The organism is Aquimarina sp. TRL1, assembly GCF_013365535.1.
GTDB classification, from domain to species: domain Bacteria; phylum Bacteroidota; class Bacteroidia; order Flavobacteriales; family Flavobacteriaceae; genus Aquimarina; species Aquimarina hainanensis.
Genome location: NZ_CP053590.1, coordinates 4,150,969 through 4,173,383, shown reverse-complemented (window position 1 = coordinate 4,173,383; position 22,415 = coordinate 4,150,969). Strand labels below are relative to the sequence as shown.

The following is a 22,415-nucleotide window of genomic DNA, read 5'->3' as shown; positions in this document are numbered from 1 at the left end:
TGAGTCCTTGATATCTTGTTTTTAATTCCTTTATTTATTTTTTATTCCCTTTTACTATGTCAATAATAGCTTTTTTTTCTTCAATTTATAAAACATTCAGTAAGAAAAAGAAGTCTCTTCTTGTTGAATTTTAGACTTTTTTATTGATTAACAAAAAAATCAATCAATTCTTTATCGAATTAATAAAAATAAAAGAAAGTCATTCTTTTTATTTTGCCACAAAAGAACAAAATTATACTTTTGATCCAAGAAATTATAAAAAACAAATGTTAAGCAGTCTTTCCATATCGGAATTTAATATCGCTACAAAAGTTGCTACCACAGCAACTACGGGCTGCTCTATTCATACATTTGGCATTACTACTTCTACTATTATTACAACTATTACCCCTTAGGGGTTTATTGTATACATATCACCACCGGAGAAGAAGTACGCAATTCTAAAAAGAAATGCCGAAACGCAAACTATAATTTTATAAACACCAACACACATACATAATCATGAAGGTTCTAAAATTTGGAGGTTCCTCAGTAGCAAATGCAAAAACGATAGACAAGGTCATCGAAATTATTAATGATCAATCAAATAAACAACAAGTATATGTTGTTGTTTCTGCTCTTGGAGGCATTACAGACTTGTTATTACAGGCAGGGAATGAAGCTTCTACCAATGATAATAACTACAAAAACACCTTAAAAACTATTGATGAGAGACATATGGAAACAGTCAAAGGGCTTATTCCTATTGTTTCTCAAAGTGCTATAATCAGTAAAGTTCGATCAGAATTAAATAAGCTGGAATCCATATGCGAAGGAATCTTTTTACTAAAAGAGTTATCCCCAAAGACAGCTGCAGTTATTGCTGGATTCGGAGAGCTATTGTCCTCCTATATCATTGCAGAAGCTATGAAAGTAAAGGAAATCGATTGTAGTCTACAAGACTCCAGAGCATTTATTATTACAGGAGATCAGCAAAAAGTAATGGTAGATTATGAAGAAACCAATGCCAGAATCAATTCATTACACACGAATAACAAACATAAAATCACTTTATTTCCAGGATTTATATCCAGAACAAAAGAAGGAGAACCTTCTACACTAGGTAGAGGTGGGTCTGATTTTACTGCTGCTATAATAGCAGCTGCAATTAATGCAGAAGAATTACAAATATGGACAGATGTAAGTGGAATGTACACTGCTAATCCAAAATTAGTAAAACAAGCAAAACCTGTAGCACATATCACATATCAGGAAGCTATGGAACTATCCCATTTTGGTGCAAAAGTAATCTACCCTCCTACCATACATCCTGTCTTAGAAAAAGATATTCCAATTGTTATAAAAAACACTTTTGATCCTGAAAATAACGGAACTTTAATCACGCGTGAATTGGCTGGAAGTCAAAAAGCTGTAACAGGAATCAGCCATATCGATGATATCGCTATTTTATCACTGGAAGGAAGTGGCATGGTAGGCATTCCCGGATTTTCTAAGCGATTGTTCGAAACACTGTTTTTAGAAAATATCAATGTGATTCTAATTACGCAAGCCTCTTCTGAGCATTCTATATGTCTGGCTATTGAAAAATCAGAAGCCTCAAAAGCAAAAGCTGCACTAGATAGTGTATTTGAATTTGAGATTTCCAAGCACAAATTAGCTCCTGTAAAAATAGAAAACGACATCGCCATTATCGCACTGGTAGGTGATAATATGTATAAGCATCAGGGACTAAGTGGAAAAATGTTTAGCACACTTGGCAAAAACAATGTAAATATCAGAGCAATTGCTCAAGGAGCATCAGAAAAAAACATTTCTGTAGTTATAGAAAAAAAGGATGTAAAAAAAGCACTAAACATTCTCCATGAACAATTCTTTGAAGTCAAAACAAAACAATTGAATCTGTTTATTACCGGAGTAGGAAATGTAGGTAGTAAACTAATGGAGCAATTAAGCCAGCAAAAAGAGTATTTAAAAAATAAACTTCGATTAAAAATACGGGTAGTTGCTATTTCTAATTCAAGAACAATGATTTTCGACGAATCAGGAATTAAATTAAGTAATTGGGAAGAAAAACTGGCTCAGGGAGAAGAAGCTAATGCTGATGCATTTTTTGAAAAAGCAAAAGAAATGAACCTGCGTAACTCTATATTTGTAGATAATACTGCAAATCCTAATATTGCCAGAGTTTACAAAAAATACTTAGCTGAGAGTATGGCTGTAGTAACCTGCAATAAAATTGCTTGTGCAGACGATTATGTTAATTACGAAGAATTACAGGAATTATCCAGAAAATTCAATGCCCCTTTCTTATATGAAACTAATGTAGGTGCCGGCTTACCAATTATTGATACCTTAAATAATTTAATTGCTTCTGGGGATCATGTTCATAAAATCCAAGCTGTTTTATCCGGAAGTTTAAACTTTGTATTCAACAATTATAAAGAAGGAGTTTCTTTTCACGATGTAGTAAAAGAAGCACAGGAACAAGGATATACAGAACCAGATCCTAAAATAGATTTGAGTGGTGTTGATGTTGCAAGAAAAATTTTAATCCTTGCCAGAGAAAGTGGTCGTGTTTTGGAACTGGAAGATATTAAGAAAGAAGCTTTCTTACCTCAGGAAAGTCTGGATACAGAAAATGTCCCCCTCTTCTTTGATTCATTAAAAACTAATGAGGCACATTTTTCAAACATTCTGGAGAAGGCAAATAAAGAATCCTGCAGATTGAAATATGTCGCTCAATATTCTGAAGAAGAAGCAAAAGTAGGTCTGGAGTATATTCCAGCAGACCATCCTTTTTACAATCTGGAAGGAAGTGATAACATCGTTTTATTCTATACAGATCGTTATCCAAAACAACCATTAATTGTCAAAGGAGCCGGAGCCGGAGCTGATGTAACTGCCTCTGGTATTTTTGCAGATATTATCCGAATCGGTAAAAATTAAAAAAAATGCGAATCCCCAAAATAGCGTTTAAGTACTAATAAATATGGATTTAAAAACACAAGACCAATAATGGATTCTCTAAAAATTTTTGCTCCGGCAACGGTAGCCAACCTCTCCTGTGGTTTTGATGTCATGGGATGCTGCCTCGATACGGTAGGTGATGAAATGATTATTTCAAAAGTAGCAGAACCTGGTATTAAAATCACGAAAATTGAAGGTGCGGACCTTCCTATGGAAACTCATAAAAATGTAGCAGGAGTAGCTGTAGAGGCCCTCCTGCAAAAATTAGGTAAGGATGTCGGTATTCACATCGAGATATACAAAAAGATTAAAGCAGGAAGTGGTATTGGTAGTAGTGCAGCTAGTAGTGCAGGAGCAGTATGGGCTGTAAATAAACTACTGGGTAGCCCTTTCTCTCCTACTGAATTAATTTCTTTTGCAATGGAAGGAGAAAAATTAGCCAGTGGAAATGCACATGCAGATAATGTGGCTCCTGCTCTTCTTGGAGGTTTTACACTTGTACGAAGTTATTCTCCTTTGGATGTCTTAAAGCTGAATACTCCCCAGGATTTATTTATGACAGTAATTCATCCGCAAATCGAAGTAAAAACCTCCGATTCCAGATCGGTTATTAAACATACTGTCCCATTGACTAAAGCAATTCATCAATGGGGTAATGTCGGAGGTTTAGTTACTGGTTTATTTACCGAAAACTATGAATTAATAGGAAGAAGTTTAGAAGATGTAATCATAGAACCATTGCGATCTATTCTAATTCCTGAATTCCAAACTGTGAAAGAAGCTGCCCTATCCAATGGCGCATTAGGCGCTGGAATTTCCGGTTCCGGTCCTTCTATATTTTCTTTATGCAAAGGGATCGATACGGCTCAAAAAGTAGCCTCAGAAATTGAAAAAATCTATACTAAAACAGGTCTTGATTTTGATATTCATGTATCAAAAATTAACGATCAGGGAATACGAATACTTAATTAAAAATACATGAATTACTATAGTCTGAATAACAATGCACCTTCTGTAAGTTTTGCTGAAGCTGTTGTAAAAGGATTAGCCCCGGACAGAGGGCTTTATTTTCCAGAAAACATACAACCATTACCTGCTTCGTTCTTTGAAAATATTGAAACATTAGATACGGTAGAAATTGCCTATCAATCAATTAAGCAGTTTATTGGAGATGAAATCCCTGAAACCGAATTAAGAGATATTCTCAAAGACGTACTGAGTTTTGATTTTCCGGTAGTAGAAATTGAAGATAATATAGGAACCCTTGAGTTATTTCATGGTCCTACAATGGCATTTAAAGACGTTGGAGCCCGGTTTATGGCGCGTTGTCTTGGGTATTTTAACCAAAATAACAACAATAAAGTTACTGTACTGGTTGCAACATCAGGAGATACAGGAGGGGCTGTAGCAAATGGGTTTCTCGGTGTAAAAGGTGTGGATGTTGTTATTTTATATCCTTCTGGAAAAGTAAGCGATATTCAAGAAAAACAATTGACAACTCTCGGTCAGAACATTACGGCATTAGAAGTCGAAGGAGTCTTTGACGATTGTCAGGATATGGTGAAAACCGCTTTTTTAGATGAAGAAATCTCCTCTGTAAAACAACTAACATCTGCTAATTCAATTAATGTTGCCCGATGGCTTCCTCAATTGTTTTATTTTATGTTTGCATATAAACAAGTTAAACAAAAAGGAAAAGAAATCGTTTTTTCTGTTCCAAGTGGTAATTTTGGAAATATTTGTGCTGGTATTGTTGCGAACAAACTTGGATTACCTGTAAAACATTTTATAGCTGCTACCAATGTCAATGATACAGTTGTTAGGTATCTTCAATCCGAAAAATATGATCCAAAACCATCCAAAGCAACTATTTCTAATGCCATGGATGTAAGCAATCCTAGTAATTTTGTAAGAATACAACAATTGTTCAATAACAATTTCCATGAACTAAAGGATGATTTTTCTGCATATAGCTTTGATGATGAACAAACAAAAGCGACTATGAAAGCAGTTTATAATACTACTAAGTATATTGCAGATCCACATGGAGCCATTGGATATATGGGACTAAAAGAACATACGCTTACCGACAATCAATACGGAATTTTTTTAGAGACTGCACACCCTGTCAAGTTCCTGGATACCGTAGAATCAACTATTAATACTACTGTAGAGATTCCTACCCAGATAAGAAAAGTGATGAATAAGGAGAAAAAAAGTATTCATATTAAAAGTTATGATGAATTAAAAAAGTTCTTACTACAATAGTAGTAAGAACTTTTTTCTATTTTATTTGGTAATATAACTTATCTAATAAGATAATGACCTCATTACTTTAAAAACAACCTCTGAGACATACACAAGGTATAAAAAGTTTACCGTCGTATATTTATCTGCTGTTTGATGCGCATATGGCGAGTTATCTCCGTTTTTTAATTCGGCTGTAATTGTTATTGTTTCAAAACCTAAATTAGAAAAAACTCTACTTTCTGGTGTTGCAACCAATCGCTTAAACACAGGTCTTGTTGCTTCACTTCTATACAAGGATTCTAATCCTATATTCGATGTTAATAATTCAATAGCACGATCTTCATCATTATCCCATCCAATATAATCTACTCTGTGCATGGAATGTACTTTTGTTTCATCTTTCTTCAACTTACTTGAAAATATTTTGCAACCAGCCATATTTGCTTCTTGCTGATCAAAAAATACAATCATAAAATTGCGGTTTCTCTCAGAAAGTCCCATCAATTTATTTGCTACATAATACATAAGAGCTACTCCAGTAGCATTATGTACGGCTCCCGGACTTCCTTTTGCCGTGTCATAATGAGCTGTTAGAATTACATATTCATCACTCCCATTTGTAGCTTCTATTTCTGCATATACATTTACTCCACTATATTGCTTTCCTTTACTGTCCTGCGCATCATAGGAATGTCGCTTGGGACTTAATCCAATATCTTTTAATGAATTAAACAAAAAATCTGCTGTTGTTTTTCTCTCTGAAGAACTCGCTCTACTTGTTAACTTCTTTTTACCTTTTATAGGTTTATGTCCCGTAAGCTTAGCAACAACTTCTTTTTGGAAGTTAATAATGTCAGCTTCATACTTGGTTCCCCCCTCCTGAGAGAAAGAAAACTGAAACAATAATATCAATAATAGTAAAAGTACCTTCTTATAATCACACATTTTCATATTAAACATTTTGCTTTAAACCTTTTTCCCTTTTTTAAGATACAAATTTATAAAAGAATAAAATAATACTACAATTTAGTACTTTTATTTTATAATAAATAATATCGTCATACATGTCAACTTCAAAAATTATACCATTTATCTGTATTGTTACTTTATTCATTCAATGCAAAGAACAAAACCCATCACATTTATTATCGACCCCAACTAACTGGAAAACAGAAACTTTGGAGTTTCCTTTTGAGTTTGCTCCAGATCTAAAATATACAGGAATTTCGGACATCCGATTTGCTCCAGGCTGGAAAGATGCCCAATCCATGGAATACTTTTCCTATACATTTTTATGGGCTCTCAATGAAAACCCGAAACTCTCTGCAAAAAAATTAGAAACAGAAATGGCCTCTTACTTTTTTGGGTTAATGGACATGGTATCACCTGATAAACTAGATAAGCAGAAAACCAATGCTTTTTTTGAAAAAGTAGATGAACACACCTACATAGGAAAAGTACTTACTCATGATGCTTTTATCACAAAAAAGAATATCAAATTAAACCTGATAGTAACACACTCTTATTGTCCAACTATCAAAAAACACTACATAAAGTTTAATGTATCCCCCCAACATATCAATCATAAAATATGGAGTACCCTAGAACATATAACTCCCATTACCCCCTGTAAATAAAGGGATTTACTATCATTTTATTCGTGGTTATTATCCTATCATTGTTTTTGTAAAAATGTATCATATTATACAACTATTGATATTTTGTGTATTAAGCATAAAAAGGATTGTATAGCAATACAAAGTTTGCTACTTTCGGCAATAAATTTTTGACAGACAATAAATAAGTTATAAAATCTCAACAACATGAAAAATACTGCATTGACAGAAACTCACATTGCCTTAGGTGCTAAAATGGTGCCGTTTGCAGGATATAATATGCCTGTTTCATACGAAGGTGTCAATATAGAACATGAAACTGTTCGTAATGGCGTTGGAGTTTTTGATGTGTCTCATATGGGAGAATTTTCAATTAAAGGTCCTAACGCTTTAGAACTCATTCAAAAAGTTACTTCTAATGATGCGTCTAAATTGGTCGATGGAAAAGCACAATACAGTTGCTTACCAAACGATAAAGGAGGAATTGTAGACGATCTTATTGTTTACAGAAAATCTGAAGAAGAATATTTATTAGTTGTCAATGCCTCTAATATAGAAAAAGACTGGAACTGGATTAGTCAATTTAATACAATGGGAGCAGAAATGAGTGATCTGTCGGAAGAGTACTCCTTATTAGCTATCCAAGGACCTAAAGCTGCAGAAGCAATGCAATCGTTAACTTCTGTAGATTTAACAAACATGAAATTTTACACTTTTGAAGTGAATGAATTTGCCGGAATTAAAGATATCATCATCTCTGCAACCGGATATACAGGTAGTGGTGGTTTTGAAATTTACTGTAAAAACAAAGACGTAAAACAAGTATGGGACAAGGTATTTGAAGCGGGAGCAACATACGGTATCAAACCTATAGGATTAGCAGCAAGAGACACCTTACGTCTGGAAATGGGTTACTGCTTATATGGTAATGATATTAACGACACTACTTCTCCTTTAGAAGCTGGATTAGGATGGATTACTAAATTCTCTAAAGACTTCGTTAATTCAGAAGCTTTAGCTAAACAAAAAGAAGAAGGTGTTTCCAGAAAATTAGTAGCTTTTGAATTGGATGGAAAAGGGATTCCAAGACAAGGGTATGACATTGTTGACGCTGATGGTAGTGCTATTGGAGAAGTTACTTCTGGAACTATGTCTCCTTCTCTGGAAAAAGGAATTGGACTCGGATATGTCCCTAAATCATTATCGGCAGCAGGAAGTAAAGTAAATATTCAAATAAGAAAAAAAGTAGTTCCTGCAACGGTTGTTAAACTTCCTTTTTACAAAGGCTAATTAACAAATTCTTGTTATAAATATAATCGTATTTTAGTAAGTTTCGAGAAGAAAGAAGCATATTCAGTATTCTCGAAACTTCTTTTTTGTTATTAAATCTAATATTTTTGAAACGTATTCTTATTATAGGAGGTAGTGGTTTTATAGGCAATGCTTTATACAAAGAGCTCTGTCCATATTATGATACATATGCTACTTATTGTACAGATAATAGTTTCTATGATAAGAATCAAAAATTTTTTCAGCTAGACATAGAAAAAGAGGATATTACAATCCTGCTTGATAGCCTTAAACCTACAGTGCTTATATCTGCCATCAGAGGAAATTTCAATTCACTCTGGGAAACTCACTTAAAAATTCTATTTTGGCTTCAAAAAAACAATTGCAAATTTATCTTTCTATCGAGTGCTAATGTCTTTGACTCTTTTACGAATTATCCTTCTTATGAGTTTGACAAAACATTGAGTGACAGCATTTATGGGCGTTATAAAATAAAAGTAGAAAATGCCATCATGCGATTGCCTAATAATATTCATACAATTGCACGGATCCCTATGATTTTCGGAGCTGGGAGCCCTAGAATAGACCTATTAAAACAGCAACATGAGTTTAATGTTCCTATTGAAGTTTTTCCTAATGTAATTATCAATGCTACCTCAATTAATAAACTCACGCAACAACTCCACTATATAATAAACAGAAACAAAAAAGGAATATTCCACCTGGGTAGTAAGGACCTTACCTATCATTATGATCTGATTAAAGAAATTTGTGATTTTCTCGGATTAAATACCCCTGTTTTCAAGCAAGTATTTGATTCAAATGATGATCGATACCTGGCTGTACTTCCTAAAGATAACATGCTTCCTAAAAACCTGATCAACACGATTCAGCAAGTTATAAATGCTTCGCTTTTGAAATAAATAATTCGTATCTTTATAGTACTTTTACACAGATAGAATATGGCTATTCCAAACGATAAAAAAATTATACTTTTTGACGGGGTTTGTAACCTTTGTAATAATGCGGTAAATTTTATCATTAAGCATGATAAAAATGATATGTTTAGATATGCATCGCTACAAAGTGATATAGGAATTCAGTTAGCCAAAGAGCGTAATATCGATGCCACTAAACTGGATTCTATTCTGCTTATTGATCCCGGAGTGGCTTATTATCATAAATCTTCTGCTGCACTTCATATTGCTAAACATTTATCCGGAGCATATCCATTAATCTACGCTGGTATTATTTTACCGAAGTTTTTTAGAGATTGGGTGTATGATGTGATTGCTAAAAACAGGTATAAGTGGTTTGGAAAGAAAAATTCTTGTATGATACCTACGCCGCAGTTAAAGGCATTATTTATAGACAATTAAAAAGGAAAGATTGGTTGGTTATAAGACGGTTGTCTAAAATTGTCTACTTAGCTTTCTTCTGCATCAATGGTTTCTATTTTATTTACTTGTTGCTCTCCCGATTTTATTTGATACTTTTTTCGCAATTTCTCTGATTCGGTATTTATCTTATTGACATTATCTATATGTACTACACTGAGGCAGATAACTGCTACCGTCAGTAACACTAAGGGTAAAAATAGTCTTTTCATGGTTTTATGTTTAAGAGTCTGTAAATCTTTATTCAAAAGTATGCTAATTTATACCGCAAGTTAAGGGGAGTTGGACTAAAATAAAATAGGGGTTTTCCCCCTTTTTTCAATTGATTTTCTGTAAGAAACCGTAAAAAACACCTTTTTCAACATCTTTACACACAGATTATCAACTATTTAAGATCAAGAAAAAACGTTTTTATAATACACAAATAATTTTCTTTAAGAAATGTTTATCACCCCGCTCAAAAAAAGCTTCTGAATAATTCCAGAAGCTTTTTTATATGCTTTTTTACTATAACTCATAATTCCTTATTCATACTTAATTATAAGCACTCATAAAAAGTTAGGTCAACGTTTATTTACTATTTATACATATTCATTAATATCCTCATCTCCATTAAAAACACTAATAATTAATAAAATTGAAAAAAGAATTAAAAAAACTAAATAAGAGTCTCTCATTTCAAAACATTTTTACTTTAACTCCAGCCGAGATATGATCTTTATAGAAATTCTCTCGAACGTAAAATTCATTTCATAATAGAATACCTCCCGTATTTCCACTGAGGCAATTTACTATTAGATTCAAATGTTTCGAATGCGTTGCGTCAAATTATCAATTATTTTTCCTGGTAATTATCATCCCAATTTTTGACATTGGGTTCGCCTAATTTCCCTACTGATTTTGCGACTATCATAGATACAGCAGCATCTCCTGTAACATTAACAGTTGTCCTGCACATATCCAAAGGACGATCTACAGCAAAAATCAATGCTAAACCTGCTTCCGGGATTCCTGCTTGTGCCAATACTATCACTAACATAACCATTCCTGCTCCTGGTACAGCGGCAGAACCTATAGATGCTAATGTTGCTGTGGCAATAATTCCCAGTTGAGTAGTAAATGATAAATCCATTCCGAAGGCCTGTGCTATAAAAACTGCTGCTACAGCCTGATATAAACTTGTCCCATCCATATTGATAGTTGCTCCGATTGGCAGGACAAAACTAGTCACCTCTTTTTCTACTCCCAGGTGCTCTTCTACCCGTTCCATTGTCACAGGCAATGTAGCTGCACTGGAGCTAGTCGAAAAGGCTAATAATTGGGCTGGAGAGATTCCATTAATAAAAGAAATCGGAGGTCTTTTAGTAACTACCCATACAAAAAAGATATATACCCCAATCATCAATAACAAACCAACGACAACACATATTGCATAGAGTGCGAGTGCTTTAAACAAATCTGTACTGGGAGATTCGACAACAAGTGCTGCTAAAAGAGCAAAAACTCCATAAGGTGCGACCAACATAATCAAATCAATCATTTTGAGAATCACTTCATTAAAGCCATCAAAAAATGCTTTGACAGGTCGTGCTTTTTCTTCTGGTATCAGAATTAATCCAATCCCAAAAAAGATAGCAAAGAAAATCACCTGAAGCATATTTCTATTGTCTCCGGATGCTTTTATTATATTATCAGGTACTAAATCTATCAATGCTTGTAGAGGACCTGCACTTTTTTGTTTTTCTGCTGCGGCTATTTTACTCCCTGCATCCCCTTTATAACTTTCGATCAACTGATTTCTTGTTTGATCTGTAATCGTATTTCCGGGTTTCACTATATTAACAACTAACAATCCGATACTAACCGCAATAATGGTTGTCATAATATAGGTTCCGATTGTCCTCCCTCCCATTTTAGATAATTTAGAGATATCTTTAAGATCAGAAACTCCTTTAATCAATGAGGCTAAAATAAGAGGAACCGCTATCAATTTTAGTGCATTTATAAAAATGGTACCAAAAGGTTTTATCCAATCTTTAATAATGTCCGCTCCCCAACTATATCTGGATAATAGAATAGCAAATAAAACTCCCGAAGCCATTCCTATTAAAATCTGCCAATGTAATGCCAGTTTTTTCATATAATTTTGTTATCGATTTATTATTTTTTTGTAAAAACAGCGTTCAAGATATAAATTAAAAAACAAAAGCGGTAACCTTTTTTTAAGATTACCGCAATATTCTATTATTAGGATTATTTCTTATTTTTTTGCTGCTCTGTTAATCAACCAATAATCAACCAATACCAAAGCTGCCATAGCTTCTACAATCGGAACTGCTCTGGGAACCACACAGGGATCATGTCTTCCTTTTCCTTGCATAGTGACAATATTCCCTTCTTTATCGATTGTTTGCTGATCTTGCATAATAGTCGCCACAGGTTTAAACGCTACATTAAAATAGATGTCCATGCCGTTAGAGATCCCACCTTGAATTCCTCCAGAGAGATTTGTTTTAGTGGATCCATCTTCATTAAAAAGGTCGTTATGTTGGCTTCCTTTTAGTTTAGCTCCTTCAAAACCGCTTCCATATTCAAACCCCTTTACTGCATTAATCGATAACATTGCTTTCCCTAAGGCTGCATGCAACCTGTCAAATACCGGTTCTCCTAACCCTATTGGCACCCCAGAAATAACACAACTAACCACACCTCCTACAGTATCTCCTTCTTTTCTGATTTGTTTAATATACTGCTCCATTTCTGCAGCTTTTTCTACATCTGGACAACGAACAATGTTACTTTCTGTTAATGATAAATCTAATGTTGTATAGTCTTTATCGATATCAATATTTCCAACTCGACTCACATATGCATTAAATTTTAGATTTGTTAGCACCTGTTTGGCAATTGCTCCTGCAACCACTCTACATGCTGTTTCCCTGGCAGAAGAACGTCCCCCTCCTCTATAGTCGCGTATTCCGTATTTTTTATCATAGGTATAGTCTGCATGAGAAGGCCTGAAAGAATCTTTTATATGAGAATAATCTTTTGATTTTTGGTTTGCATTTTTTATCACAAATCCAATAGGTGTACCTGTAGTAATTCCTTCAAAAATTCCTGAATAAAATTCTACCGTATCAGGTTCTTTTCTCTGAGTCACAATTGCGGATTGCCCAGGTTTTCTCCTATCTAATTCTGCTTGTATGAATTCTAAGTCTATAGAAACTCCTGCCGGGCAACCATCGATTATCCCTCCTATTGCAATTCCATGAGATTCTCCAAAAGTAGTTACCTTAAACAAGGTTCCAAAAGTGTTTCCTGCCATTACTAACAATTTTTAACAAATGTAAATGTAATCTATAAAAACTACACTCTTATTATGGATAAATCACCCTTTAATTAGAAAATTTATGGTTTTAAAAATAACTACCTGTTTTCTTTTATAATTCATTGCTCTGATGTACTGTTTATTACAAAAAAATCAATGACTTTTTATTCGAACTATCATATTACTTCTTCCCTGTGTACAAATAACATTCTGAAGGTCTGACCATCTGCATTCATCAAAATATTAATATCACCCTAACAATATCCTTATATTTTGGTAATCTGTTTTTAAGGTATGCTCACGTACTTTGCTCTGTATGAAAAAACGTCACGTCGAACTCGTAATTATTTCAGATGTACATCTCGGTACCTTTGGATGCCAAGCGAAGGAACTTCTCAATTACCTAAATACCATTCAGCCAAAAACACTTATACTAAATGGGGATATTATAGATATATGGCAGTTTAGAAAACGTTATTTCCCGAAACAACATCTCAAGGTTATAAAAAAGATAATCACTTTAGCGTCAAAAGGTACTGAAGTAATCTATGTTACAGGCAACCATGATGAAATGCTTCGAAAGTTTAGTGATGTCCAAATGGGAGATTTTAAACTTGTAGATAAATTAGTCTTGGAGCTGGATGACAAAAAAGCATGGATTTTTCACGGAGATGTTTTTGATGCTTCTATTCAAAACGCAAAATGGCTTGCTAAACTGGGTGGATGGGGATATGACATACTTATTCTTATGAATCAATCCATAAATTGGTTTTTGGTAAAAATGGGAAAAGAAAAGTTTTCCCTCTCTAAAAAAATAAAAAATAGTGTAAAAAAAGCAGTCAAATATATTAATGATTTTGAGCAAGTTGCTGCAGAATTAGCTATTGATAATCAGTACCATTTTGTCATTTGCGGACATATTCATCAACCACAAATGAAAGAATACAGAACCAAAAATGGTTCCTGTATTTATCTGAATTCCGGAGATTGGGTAGAAAATCTCACTGCATTAGAATACGACAATAAAACCTGGAATTTAGTCCATTATCAAAAAGAAAAAATAGAACCGCTTGTCGAAGAAGAAAAAGAGGAAGAGTTTCTACAAGAGAAGGAAAAACTTAAAGCTTCATTCGCTTTGGAGTACAAAATGTTAGAGTCATTTATTTCTTCAAAATAAAGTAAACATAAAACAGGCATTTATTTTCTTTATAAAAAAATAAATACCTGTTGTTGTTTTTAGTACTATAAAAAGAGTACTGAATATACGAAAAAAATAATTTTATTCTTAATTAGAGATTGACAAACCAGAGACATTTCCATTATTACTATAAAAAGAAGAGTCAAAGTACAAATCTCCTGAAGCACTAATAGATGATGTATAAAAAACAGTTCCATTCTTGGCATAAGTAACTAATCCACTACATGCTACGTATATTTCAAAATTATCTCCTGCTACATAGGTTGTAAAATTCCCTCTATAAGCTCCATTCTCATAAACATAAACCCTGCTATTTGCAACTAAATAAATAGCATAATCTATTGTATTATAGGACGCATTTGTAGCCGGGTCACTATTTAATCCTATCATTCGATATCGATTACTGGGTCCTGAAACAAAATTAAGATGTCCTTCTCCTCCTGCCGGGATAGAATGAACCGTAGAATATCCCTGCTGGTTCCATCCAGCACTTACAACTCTATCTAATACACCTCCTGTATATGACATTTGGTTGGACAATGTGATATCTCCTGCAGCAAATACATTCGTAACTAATGCTGTTTTGACACTAAATCCGTTCGTCAATGTACCTGTTCCTGCATTTGTAGTCACCTGAATATCAAAATCTCCTGTCGTTGCTCCTGAAGTAACATTGGCAGTAATTTGATTAATACTATTGACCGTTACAGAATTTACTGTTTGTCCAACGATCGTTACCGAAGCACTCCCATCAAAGTAATCTCCCTGAATAATAACATCTCTGGTTTCATTAGGTTCGAACTTATTGGAACATCCTCCTGTCGCTGATGACTGAGATACAATAGGAACATTTCCTATATACGCAAAGGTGATTGTCACATCTGGATCAACACCATTAGAAAATGTATAAGTTCCATCTGCATTTTCGGTCAAAGTTGCCGGAACTGACCGAATTCTATAAGGATCTGCAGTAGTTCCCGAACCGGTAATTACTATATTATCATCTGCGACTACTTTTGTCTCATCTCCTCTATTAATCGGTACCCAAGAACTTCCATCATACTCATACATCATTTTATCATCTTGGTTATACACCAGTGATCCTTCCTTCGGAGTAGTCACAGTAGTCATTTCTACCGAAGAAACACTTGGCAGTACAAATAAAGCATCTGCATCAACCTGAGCAGTAATCTGACTTAGATACAAAACAAGAGAAAAAAGGCATATGGTTCTTTTCATAGTTGATAGTTTTGGGATATGTAAGAAAAGAGGATTTATTCAAATGAGTTACGTATAATACACTTTCAGAAACAATCAAAAAATCAGATCGTTATACAAGTAACTTTATAAAAATAAACCACTATTCTTCTAACGGTATTTTACCGAAAAGAATACTGATTTATAAGATAACCTATTCGATAAATAAAACCAGATGCAATATAACACTTTTCATTATTTAATCGACAAAACACCAAAAAATATAGACAAAAAACACATTTTAACAAAATATCTATGTTTTTTATCTATAATTAACAAAGAGATAACAATTAAAGTAAAGCTCTTCTAAGAATCGTAACCGGGTGCAATGCTTCTTTATTGGTTCCATCTTTAATTTGATGTCTACAACTAGTTCCTACTGCTGCAATAATAGTGTCTTTTTCTGTTTTTCTAATTGCAGGAAATAATACTTGTTCTCCTACCTGCATACTTAGCGTATAATGTTCTTTTTCATACCCAAATGATCCTGCCATTCCACAACATCCGGAAGGAATCACTGTCACTTTATAATTTTTAGGAATATTCAATAAGCTAAAGCTAGATAACACATTGGACAATGCTTTTTGATGACAATGCCCATGTAACTTAATCACTTCTTTTTTGGTAGTGAACTGTGTATTTTTAATGGATCCATTATTTATTTCCGATGAGATAAATTCATCAATAGTCCTCACATTCTTCGCTAGTGTTTCTGCTTTATCTTTATCATCTGCTAATCGTAGATATTCATCCCTAAAACTCAATATCGCTGAAGGTTCAATTCCTATTAAAGGGCTATCTTCTGTTACCAAATCAGAAAATAGTTCAATATTGTGATTTGCTATTTTTTTGGCCTGCTTTAACAATCCTTTTGAGATAAAAGAACGTCCGCTTTCTTTATGGTCTACCACTGTTACTTTATATCCCAATTGCGTCAGTAATTCAATTGCATCAATTCCGATTTGTGCATCTAACTGATCTATAAATTCATCCAAAAACAGGAATACATTTCTTTTCTCCTTAGCAGGTTGTAATGAAGACAAATTCTCTTTACACCACTGTTTTACTGTTTTTTTACTGAGTAAAGGAAGTGATCTGGCTGAAGCAACTCCCATTACATTTTTAAGGATTCCAGCAGTAATCTTATTAGAAAAAAAGAAATTCGTTAATCCCGGAAGAATCCTTCCTATGGTATTTAACTGATTGTTATAAGCGAATAATTTCGTTCTTATTGATGTTCCGTGTTCCTGTTGATATTGATATAAAAATTCTGCTTTAAAAGCCGCTATATCCACATTAGAAGGACACTCACTGGCACAGCCTTTACAGCTCAAACACAGGTCAAATACTTCTTTTAACTCTTCATGATCAAATGCATTTGGTTTCTGACTATTGGTTAAAATTTCTCTTAATGTATTAGCTCTCCCTCTCGTCGTATCTTTTTCTTCCTTAGTAGCTTTATAACTTGGACACATCGTCCCTCCTGCTTCTACTGATTTTCTACAATCTCCACTTCCATTACATTTTTCTGCTGCCCTCAAAATCCCTAATGAATCTGTAAAATCCAATAAAGTTGTTATTTCAGGTTCTTTTCGGTCAACTTCATAACGCAATTTTTCATCCATCGGATAAGCATTGACTATTTTTCCTGGATTAAAAATTGAATGGGGATCAAATGTCTTTTTTATTCTTTGTAAAATTTGAAAATTATCTTCTCCTATCATAAACGGGATATAAGCTGCTCTTACAATTCCATCACCGTGTTCTCCACTCATAGAACCTCCATATTTTTTTACTAAAGCAGCAACATCATCTGTTATTTTTTTAAAAAGAACAACATCCTCCTTTTTTTTCAAATCAAGTATCGGTCGCAGGTGTAATTCTCCTGCTCCTGCATGTGCATAATAAACTGCTTCCTGACCATAGGATTTCATCAATTTGGTAAAATCCAAAATATAATCCGATAGGTCTGATAAGGTTACTGCTGTATCTTCTATACAGGCAACTGCTTTTTTGTCTCCAACAATGTTTCCCAAAAGCCCTAAACCTGCTTTTCTCAACTCCAATGCCTGATCTATTTCTTTGTTATACAAAATAGGGTTTGCATAACTTAATCCAGACATTTCCAGTGTCGTTAGCAGTGCCCTCTTTTGCTCTTCTAATAGATCATCATTATCAGAACGCAATTCTAACATTAAAATAGCTTTAGGGTCGTCTTCTATAAAGAAACGATTTTTTACCTGTTCCTTATTATTCTTTGTACAATCTAAAATTGTCTTATCCATCATCTCACAGGTAAATAACGGATGCTTCATTACAGGAGCTACTGCCTGTAAACAATCTTCTATTGTCCTAAAATGAGCGGCAATCATTAAAGAATTTACAGGGGGTAACTCATCCAGTTGCAATGTAATTTCTGTTGTAAAAGCCAGAGTTCCTTCACTCCCAGATAATAACTTACACATATTAAAAAGAGTATCTTCCTCTTCTTTAAAAACTTCCGAATCGATTATTTCATCTATAGCATATCCGGTACTTCTCCGGTGAATTTCTTTTTTAGGAAAACCTTCTGCTATCTGTGCTTGTACTCTTTGTGGTATTAATTCGTGATATAAATGATCATAGATTTTCCCTTCCAGAGAATCTAAAGTCCGTTTTGCATGAAATGTTTCTTTAGTTATAGATGAAAAGGTTACTTCCTCTGTATTAGATAAAATAGCTTTTATCTCAACTACCTTATCCCTAGTAACTCCATATTGAATAGAAGTGGTTCCACTACTATTATTACCTACCATTCCTCCAATCATACAGCGATTGGAAGTAGAAGTGTTTGGACCAAAAAAAAGACCAAATGGCTTTAGAAACCTATTGAGATCATCCCTGATAACTCCAGGCTGTACGATTACTTGCTTTTTGTCTGTATCAACTGCTATAATCTCTGTAAAGTATCTGGACACATCTACTACAATCCCTTCTCCTACACACTGCCCCGCCAGAGATGTTCCTGCTGTTCGGGGAATCACTCCTACTTTATATGTGGTTGCAAAAGAAATAATCGCTTGTATATCTTCAGTATCTTTGGGATAGACAACTGCGGCAGGAATTCTCCTATATACTGATGCATCTGTAGCATACAAGGTTCTTGTCAGACTATCCGTATGTAGTTCTCCTTTAAGAGATTTTTGAAGTTCTGACCATTTTTGATCTTTATTCATTCGCTGCATTCTTTGTTAGGTAATCCAATGGAATTGGTCTTTTAAAATTTGTATCAAAACAAATAAAACTATCTGTTCCTGCCACACCATCAATTTTGTGAATTTGTTCGTAAAGAATCTTTCTCAAATGCTGATTATCATATGCAAAAACTAATATAAAAATAGCATAATAACCGGAAACATAATTACACTCTAATACCTGAGGAATTTCCTGCAAGCCTTTGACAACCTCTTCTGCATACCTCGCTTCTCTTAATCGAATCCCTACATATGATTTTGTTTTGAACCCTATTTGCTTTTCATCAACCACAAATTCAGCCTTTTGGATAACCCCCTGTTGCTTTAATTTCCTAATTCGCTGATGAACCAATGAATTGGATATCTTTAGTTCTTCCGCTATTTGAGAAAAAGGTTTTCTCGCATCTTCCCTGATCTGAAGCAATATTTGTTGATCAACGTAATCAAAATGATTCATAAACTCTCTCTTTTTAGATGTTTTTATTTCAAAAACATTATTATTATTTCACCTTAAATTATTTTGACATAAAACAATCGATAAATCAATTAAAGTGATTCAATATTCATGTTTGAATGGTCAAAACTAGTAATTTTGTTCTAAACATAAAAACAATTCTATTATGGCCTCTTCTGTTTTTTTTGAAGAACTTTGGAAACAATACTCTGATAAAACTCCTTCTGCTCAAAAAGTAAAAACACTTTTTGAAAAACAAGGGAATATGGTATATAATGATCATATAGCTATTAGAACTTTTGATGATCCTCGTGTAAATATAGACGTTTTGGCTAAGCCTTTTTTAGCTATGGGATACGAACCTAAAGGAGAATATCATTTTGAAGCTAAAAAATTATTCGCTAAACATTTCGAGCATACAACTGATCCTAATGCCCCTAAAATTTTTATCAGTCAGCTAAAAACAAATGAATTTTCAGAGCAATTACAGACTACAGTAAAACAATTATTGGACACAGTAACTCCTGATGTATTTACAGAAGACAACCTGATTCTCAAAGGGCGTATCTGGTCTACCCCATCATTTTCTATTTATGAGGAGCTTAAGAAAGAATCAGAATATGCAGCATGGATGTATGTAAATGGTTTTTGCTCTAATCATTTCACAGTAGATGTCAATAAATTAGCCACTTTTGATTCATTAGAAGCGGTAAATACTTTTCTCAAAGAAAATGGTTTCAAAATGAATACCTCAGGTGGAGAGATAAAAGGAAGCGCAGCTCAATTACTGGAACAATCAAGTATTCTAGCAGATATTGTAGAAGTCGCTTTTATAGAAGGTCCCCAAAAAATCACTTCTTGTTATTATGAGTTTGCTTATCGTTATAAAGATTCGAATAACGAATTATTTACTGGTTTTATCGCTAATTCGGCTGATAAAATCTTCGAAAGTACTGATATGAAGCTTCAAACATCTTAAAATTTCTTTTTTAACATAAAAAAGCATCTTTTTTTACATTAAAAACAACACTGTAGCGTTATATCTGAAGACACTATTAATTCAGTTTATGGCGCTACGCTTTTTATACTCTTTTTTTGCACTGTTTAGTGCCACGGTTATATACGCTCAAAACATTCCTAATCACAGTCTTGGTATTCGGTTAAGTGGAGGTACTGATCTCTGGACAGAAGTGTCCTACCAAAAATCTACAACACAAAGCAATCGAATTCAGGCAGACATAGGGATTCAGAACAAGAATGCATTTGATACATTCAAACTCAATGGTACATATCATTGGATATTTAATTTACCTAACAATTTTGCCTGGTATGTTGGTCCCGGAGCCGGAATCACTTTTGTCGATCATTCTGTGTTAGATATTGACACGGACGTTTTTCTTTTTTTTAATGGGGATCTTGGAATAGAGTATTACTTTGATTTCCCTATACAATTAGCCGCTAATTTTAAACCTGAAATTTACTTTAAAGAATATGATCATGACAATATCATTTTCAATATCGGACTGAGTGTTCGATATGTTTTCTAATATCTCAATAAACTATTTTCAATCAATTAAAAAATTATGAAAAAAATTCTTTTCGTACTGTCACTATGTGCTTTATTTAATTACTCATCAGCACAGCATATTGCTCAAAATGCAATAGGTATAAGACTTAGTGATAGTTTTCTTGGAGATGAAGGGTTTGGTCCTGAAATTACCTATCAGAAAAAGGTAGTTAGTGAGCAAAATCGCATTGATCTTCATATGAGTTTACGAACAAATTCCTGGGTAAGCACTTTTAGAACAGGAGGATACTTTCACTGGTCTTATCAACTTGTTGATAAATTAAGCTGGTATGTAGGTCCTGGGGCAGGAATAGGACTTATCGATTTTAAAGACCGTTATTACAATGGTACATACAGAGATGGAGATAATAGTCGTTTTTTCCTGTATATCGGAGGAGATATAGGGTTGGATTATACATTCGACTTTCCTCTTCAAATTTCTGTTGGATTACGTCCTACCTTAGATATTCATGATATCGAAAGCAGATGGGGGTATGATGTAGACAATCATATTTTTAATTTTGGGGTAGCTGCCAGGTATATTTTTTGATAAAAAAACAAAAGAAGACCTTGTGTATAAACAAGGTCTCTTTTGACTAATGGTATATTTTTTATACTTCTTCTAAAATACTCTCATACAAAGATATATAGACCGGTACAATTTCATTAATATCAAATTTCAATGCCTGATTAAACGCATTTTCTTTAAATTTTTCCAATACTACATCATCTCTGAGAATACGAATAGCATTTTGCGACATCTCTTCCACATTTCCCACATCGCTCAAGTACCCTGAAAACCCTTGTACATTTACCTCAGGTATTCCTCCTGTATTACTAGAAATCACAGGAACTTTATTAACCATTGCCTCTAAAGCTGCTAATCCAAAACTTTCTCTTTCTGATGGCAATAAGAAGAGATCCGAAAAGCATAAAATCTTATCTATTTCATCACTATTCCCTAAGAAAATTACTTTGTCTTTTATTCCTAATTTTCTACATAGTTGCTCTGCTCCTAATCGCTCTGGACCATCTCCTACCATCAACAGCTTAGCAGGCATTTCTTTCTGTATATTATAGAATATCGATACCACATCATTGATGCGCTTTACTGGTCTAAAGTTACTAATATGAGTAACTATTCGCTCATTTTCTGTAGCCATGAGCTCTCTCTGGCAATCTGTAAAACTGGTTTTCTGAGTAGTAGAATCTATAAAATTAGGAACTACTTTGATTTTCTTGGTAATATCAAACAATCGCAATGTATCTTCTTTCAGGCTCTCAGACACAGAAGTGACTACATCACTATTATTAATACTAAATGTAACTGCCGGTTTATAAAAAGGATGATTTCCAACCAGGGTTATATCTGTTCCATGCAATGTGGTAACCATAGGAATATGAATCCCTTCTTCCTCTAACATTTTTTTGGCCATATATCCTGCATATGCATGCGGAATTGCATAATGAACATGTAATAAATCAATATCATACTTTTTTATAGTTCCTAGCAATTTACTAGATAATGCCAGTTCATAAGGTTGGTAATGAAATAACGGGTATTCCTGAATAGTAACCTCATGAAAATGAATGTTGGGGCTTAATAAATTGAGTCGTACTGGTTGTTTATATGTGATAAAATGAACTTCATGATTGAGTTTTGCCAAAGCAATTCCCAATTCAGTAGCTACTACCCCACTTCCTCCAAAAGTAGGGTAACATACGATAGCTATTTTCATATAGTGATTTTCTTTTGGACACAAGGTACAAGAAAATTAGGATAGCATTTTGTTAAAAAAATTAAAATTTATCAATGATCTATTAAAGAAAAGTGAATTTTCAAAGTAATTTTAATCAT

At 33.7% G+C, this 22,415-nt stretch carries 20 protein-coding genes; 12 read left to right on the top strand and 8 right to left on the bottom strand.

The genetic code is table 11. The annotated features are described in order from the left end of the window. Positions 1–143 precede the first annotated feature (143 nt). The 4 genes from HN014_RS17115 to thrC all read left to right on the top strand — a co-directional run bounded on the left by HN014_RS17115 (position 144) and on the right by thrC (position 5,235). Positions 144–395: a hypothetical protein gene (locus HN014_RS17115; protein WP_176030067.1), complete on the top strand. Its 252-nt coding sequence runs from the start codon at positions 144–146 to the stop codon at positions 393–395. A gap of 106 nt (positions 396–501) precedes the next feature. After that, positions 502–2,946, top strand: a complete 2,445-nt coding sequence (gene thrA, locus HN014_RS17110) for a bifunctional aspartate kinase/homoserine dehydrogenase I (protein WP_176030066.1) — start codon at positions 502–504, stop codon at positions 2,944–2,946. A 69-nt stretch (positions 2,947–3,015) separates the two neighbouring features. After that, on the top strand, positions 3,016–3,939 hold the full coding sequence (locus tag HN014_RS17105; protein WP_176030065.1) for a homoserine kinase: 924 nt from the start codon (positions 3,016–3,018) through the stop codon (positions 3,937–3,939). Between the two features lie 6 nt (positions 3,940–3,945). Beyond that, positions 3,946–5,235 (top strand): threonine synthase, encoded by a 1,290-nt coding sequence (gene thrC, locus HN014_RS17100; RefSeq protein WP_176030064.1) that lies wholly within the window; start codon positions 3,946–3,948, stop codon positions 5,233–5,235. A 42-nt stretch (positions 5,236–5,277) separates the two neighbouring features. Here thrC and HN014_RS17095 read toward each other — a convergent pair whose 3' ends face one another. Further along, on the bottom strand, positions 5,278–6,168 hold the full coding sequence (locus tag HN014_RS17095; protein WP_176030063.1) for a M28 family metallopeptidase: 891 nt from the start codon (positions 6,166–6,168) through the stop codon (positions 5,278–5,280). Between the two features lie 113 nt (positions 6,169–6,281). Between HN014_RS17095 and HN014_RS17090 the strand changes: the two genes are divergently transcribed. The 4 genes from HN014_RS17090 (at position 6,282) to HN014_RS17075 (ending at position 9,502) form a co-directional block, all read left to right on the top strand. Further along, complete coding sequence (locus tag HN014_RS17090; RefSeq protein WP_176030062.1) at positions 6,282–6,854, top strand: hypothetical protein; 573 nt, start codon at positions 6,282–6,284, stop codon at positions 6,852–6,854. Positions 6,855–7,040: 186 nt separating this feature from the next. Further along, the gene (gene gcvT, locus HN014_RS17085) at positions 7,041–8,123 is read left to right on the top strand and encodes a glycine cleavage system aminomethyltransferase GcvT (protein ID WP_176030061.1); all 1,083 of its coding nucleotides are present in this window, start codon (positions 7,041–7,043) and stop codon (positions 8,121–8,123) included. A gap of 107 nt (positions 8,124–8,230) precedes the next feature. Continuing rightward, positions 8,231–9,046: a sugar nucleotide-binding protein gene (locus tag HN014_RS17080; protein WP_176030060.1), complete on the top strand. Its 816-nt coding sequence runs from the start codon at positions 8,231–8,233 to the stop codon at positions 9,044–9,046. A gap of 39 nt (positions 9,047–9,085) precedes the next feature. Further along, positions 9,086–9,502: a thiol-disulfide oxidoreductase DCC family protein gene (locus tag HN014_RS17075; protein ID WP_176030059.1), complete on the top strand. Its 417-nt coding sequence runs from the start codon at positions 9,086–9,088 to the stop codon at positions 9,500–9,502. Positions 9,503–9,549: 47 nt separating this feature from the next. Here HN014_RS17075 and HN014_RS17070 read toward each other — a convergent pair whose 3' ends face one another. The 3 genes from HN014_RS17070 to aroC all read right to left on the bottom strand — a co-directional run bounded on the left by HN014_RS17070 (position 9,550) and on the right by aroC (position 12,845). Beyond that, a complete protein-coding gene (locus HN014_RS17070; protein ID WP_176030058.1) occupies positions 9,550–9,732 on the bottom strand; it encodes a hypothetical protein in 183 nt (60 codons plus the stop codon). Between the two features lie 623 nt (positions 9,733–10,355). Continuing rightward, entirely contained in the window at positions 10,356–11,660 is a 1,305-nt protein-coding gene (locus HN014_RS17065; RefSeq protein WP_176030057.1) for a dicarboxylate/amino acid:cation symporter, read from the bottom strand. A gap of 120 nt (positions 11,661–11,780) precedes the next feature. After that, positions 11,781–12,845, bottom strand: a complete 1,065-nt coding sequence (gene aroC / locus HN014_RS17060; RefSeq protein ID WP_176030056.1) for a chorismate synthase — start codon at positions 12,843–12,845, stop codon at positions 11,781–11,783. Positions 12,846–13,164: 319 nt separating this feature from the next. On the opposite strand from aroC, the gene HN014_RS17055 reads away from it, so the two are divergent. Then, entirely contained in the window at positions 13,165–14,025 is an 861-nt protein-coding gene (locus HN014_RS17055) for a UDP-2,3-diacylglucosamine diphosphatase (protein ID WP_176030055.1), read from the top strand. Positions 14,026–14,133: 108 nt separating this feature from the next. Here HN014_RS17055 and HN014_RS17050 read toward each other — a convergent pair whose 3' ends face one another. The 3 genes from HN014_RS17050 to HN014_RS17040 all read right to left on the bottom strand — a co-directional run bounded on the left by HN014_RS17050 (position 14,134) and on the right by HN014_RS17040 (position 18,993). Next, positions 14,134–15,285, bottom strand: a complete 1,152-nt coding sequence (locus HN014_RS17050; protein ID WP_176030054.1) for a hypothetical protein — start codon at positions 15,283–15,285, stop codon at positions 14,134–14,136. A 308-nt stretch (positions 15,286–15,593) separates the two neighbouring features. Beyond that, positions 15,594–18,518: an FAD-binding and (Fe-S)-binding domain-containing protein gene (locus HN014_RS17045; protein WP_254884029.1), complete on the bottom strand. Its 2,925-nt coding sequence runs from the start codon at positions 18,516–18,518 to the stop codon at positions 15,594–15,596. Continuing rightward, positions 18,511–18,993, bottom strand: coding sequence for an Lrp/AsnC family transcriptional regulator (locus HN014_RS17040; protein ID WP_176030052.1), 483 nt, complete (start codon positions 18,991–18,993; stop codon positions 18,511–18,513). The genes HN014_RS17045 and HN014_RS17040 overlap by 8 nt, the downstream gene beginning before the upstream one ends. 163 nt (positions 18,994–19,156) lie before the next feature. On the opposite strand from HN014_RS17040, the gene HN014_RS17035 reads away from it, so the two are divergent. The 3 genes from HN014_RS17035 to HN014_RS17025 all read left to right on the top strand — a co-directional run bounded on the left by HN014_RS17035 (position 19,157) and on the right by HN014_RS17025 (position 21,107). Continuing rightward, positions 19,157–19,969, top strand: a complete 813-nt coding sequence (locus HN014_RS17035; RefSeq protein WP_176030051.1) for a DUF1338 domain-containing protein — start codon at positions 19,157–19,159, stop codon at positions 19,967–19,969. A gap of 88 nt (positions 19,970–20,057) precedes the next feature. Further along, positions 20,058–20,537, top strand: a complete 480-nt coding sequence (locus HN014_RS17030; protein WP_176030050.1) for a hypothetical protein — start codon at positions 20,058–20,060, stop codon at positions 20,535–20,537. Between the two features lie 36 nt (positions 20,538–20,573). Further along, positions 20,574–21,107 carry a hypothetical protein gene (locus HN014_RS17025; RefSeq protein ID WP_176030049.1) on the top strand — a complete coding sequence of 178 codons (534 nt, stop codon included), beginning with the start codon at positions 20,574–20,576 and terminating at the stop codon, positions 21,105–21,107. A gap of 61 nt (positions 21,108–21,168) precedes the next feature. Here HN014_RS17025 and bshA read toward each other — a convergent pair whose 3' ends face one another. After that, the gene (gene bshA / locus HN014_RS17020; RefSeq protein ID WP_176030048.1) at positions 21,169–22,296 is read right to left on the bottom strand and encodes an N-acetyl-alpha-D-glucosaminyl L-malate synthase BshA; all 1,128 of its coding nucleotides are present in this window, start codon (positions 22,294–22,296) and stop codon (positions 21,169–21,171) included. Positions 22,297–22,415: the final 119 nt, after the last annotated feature.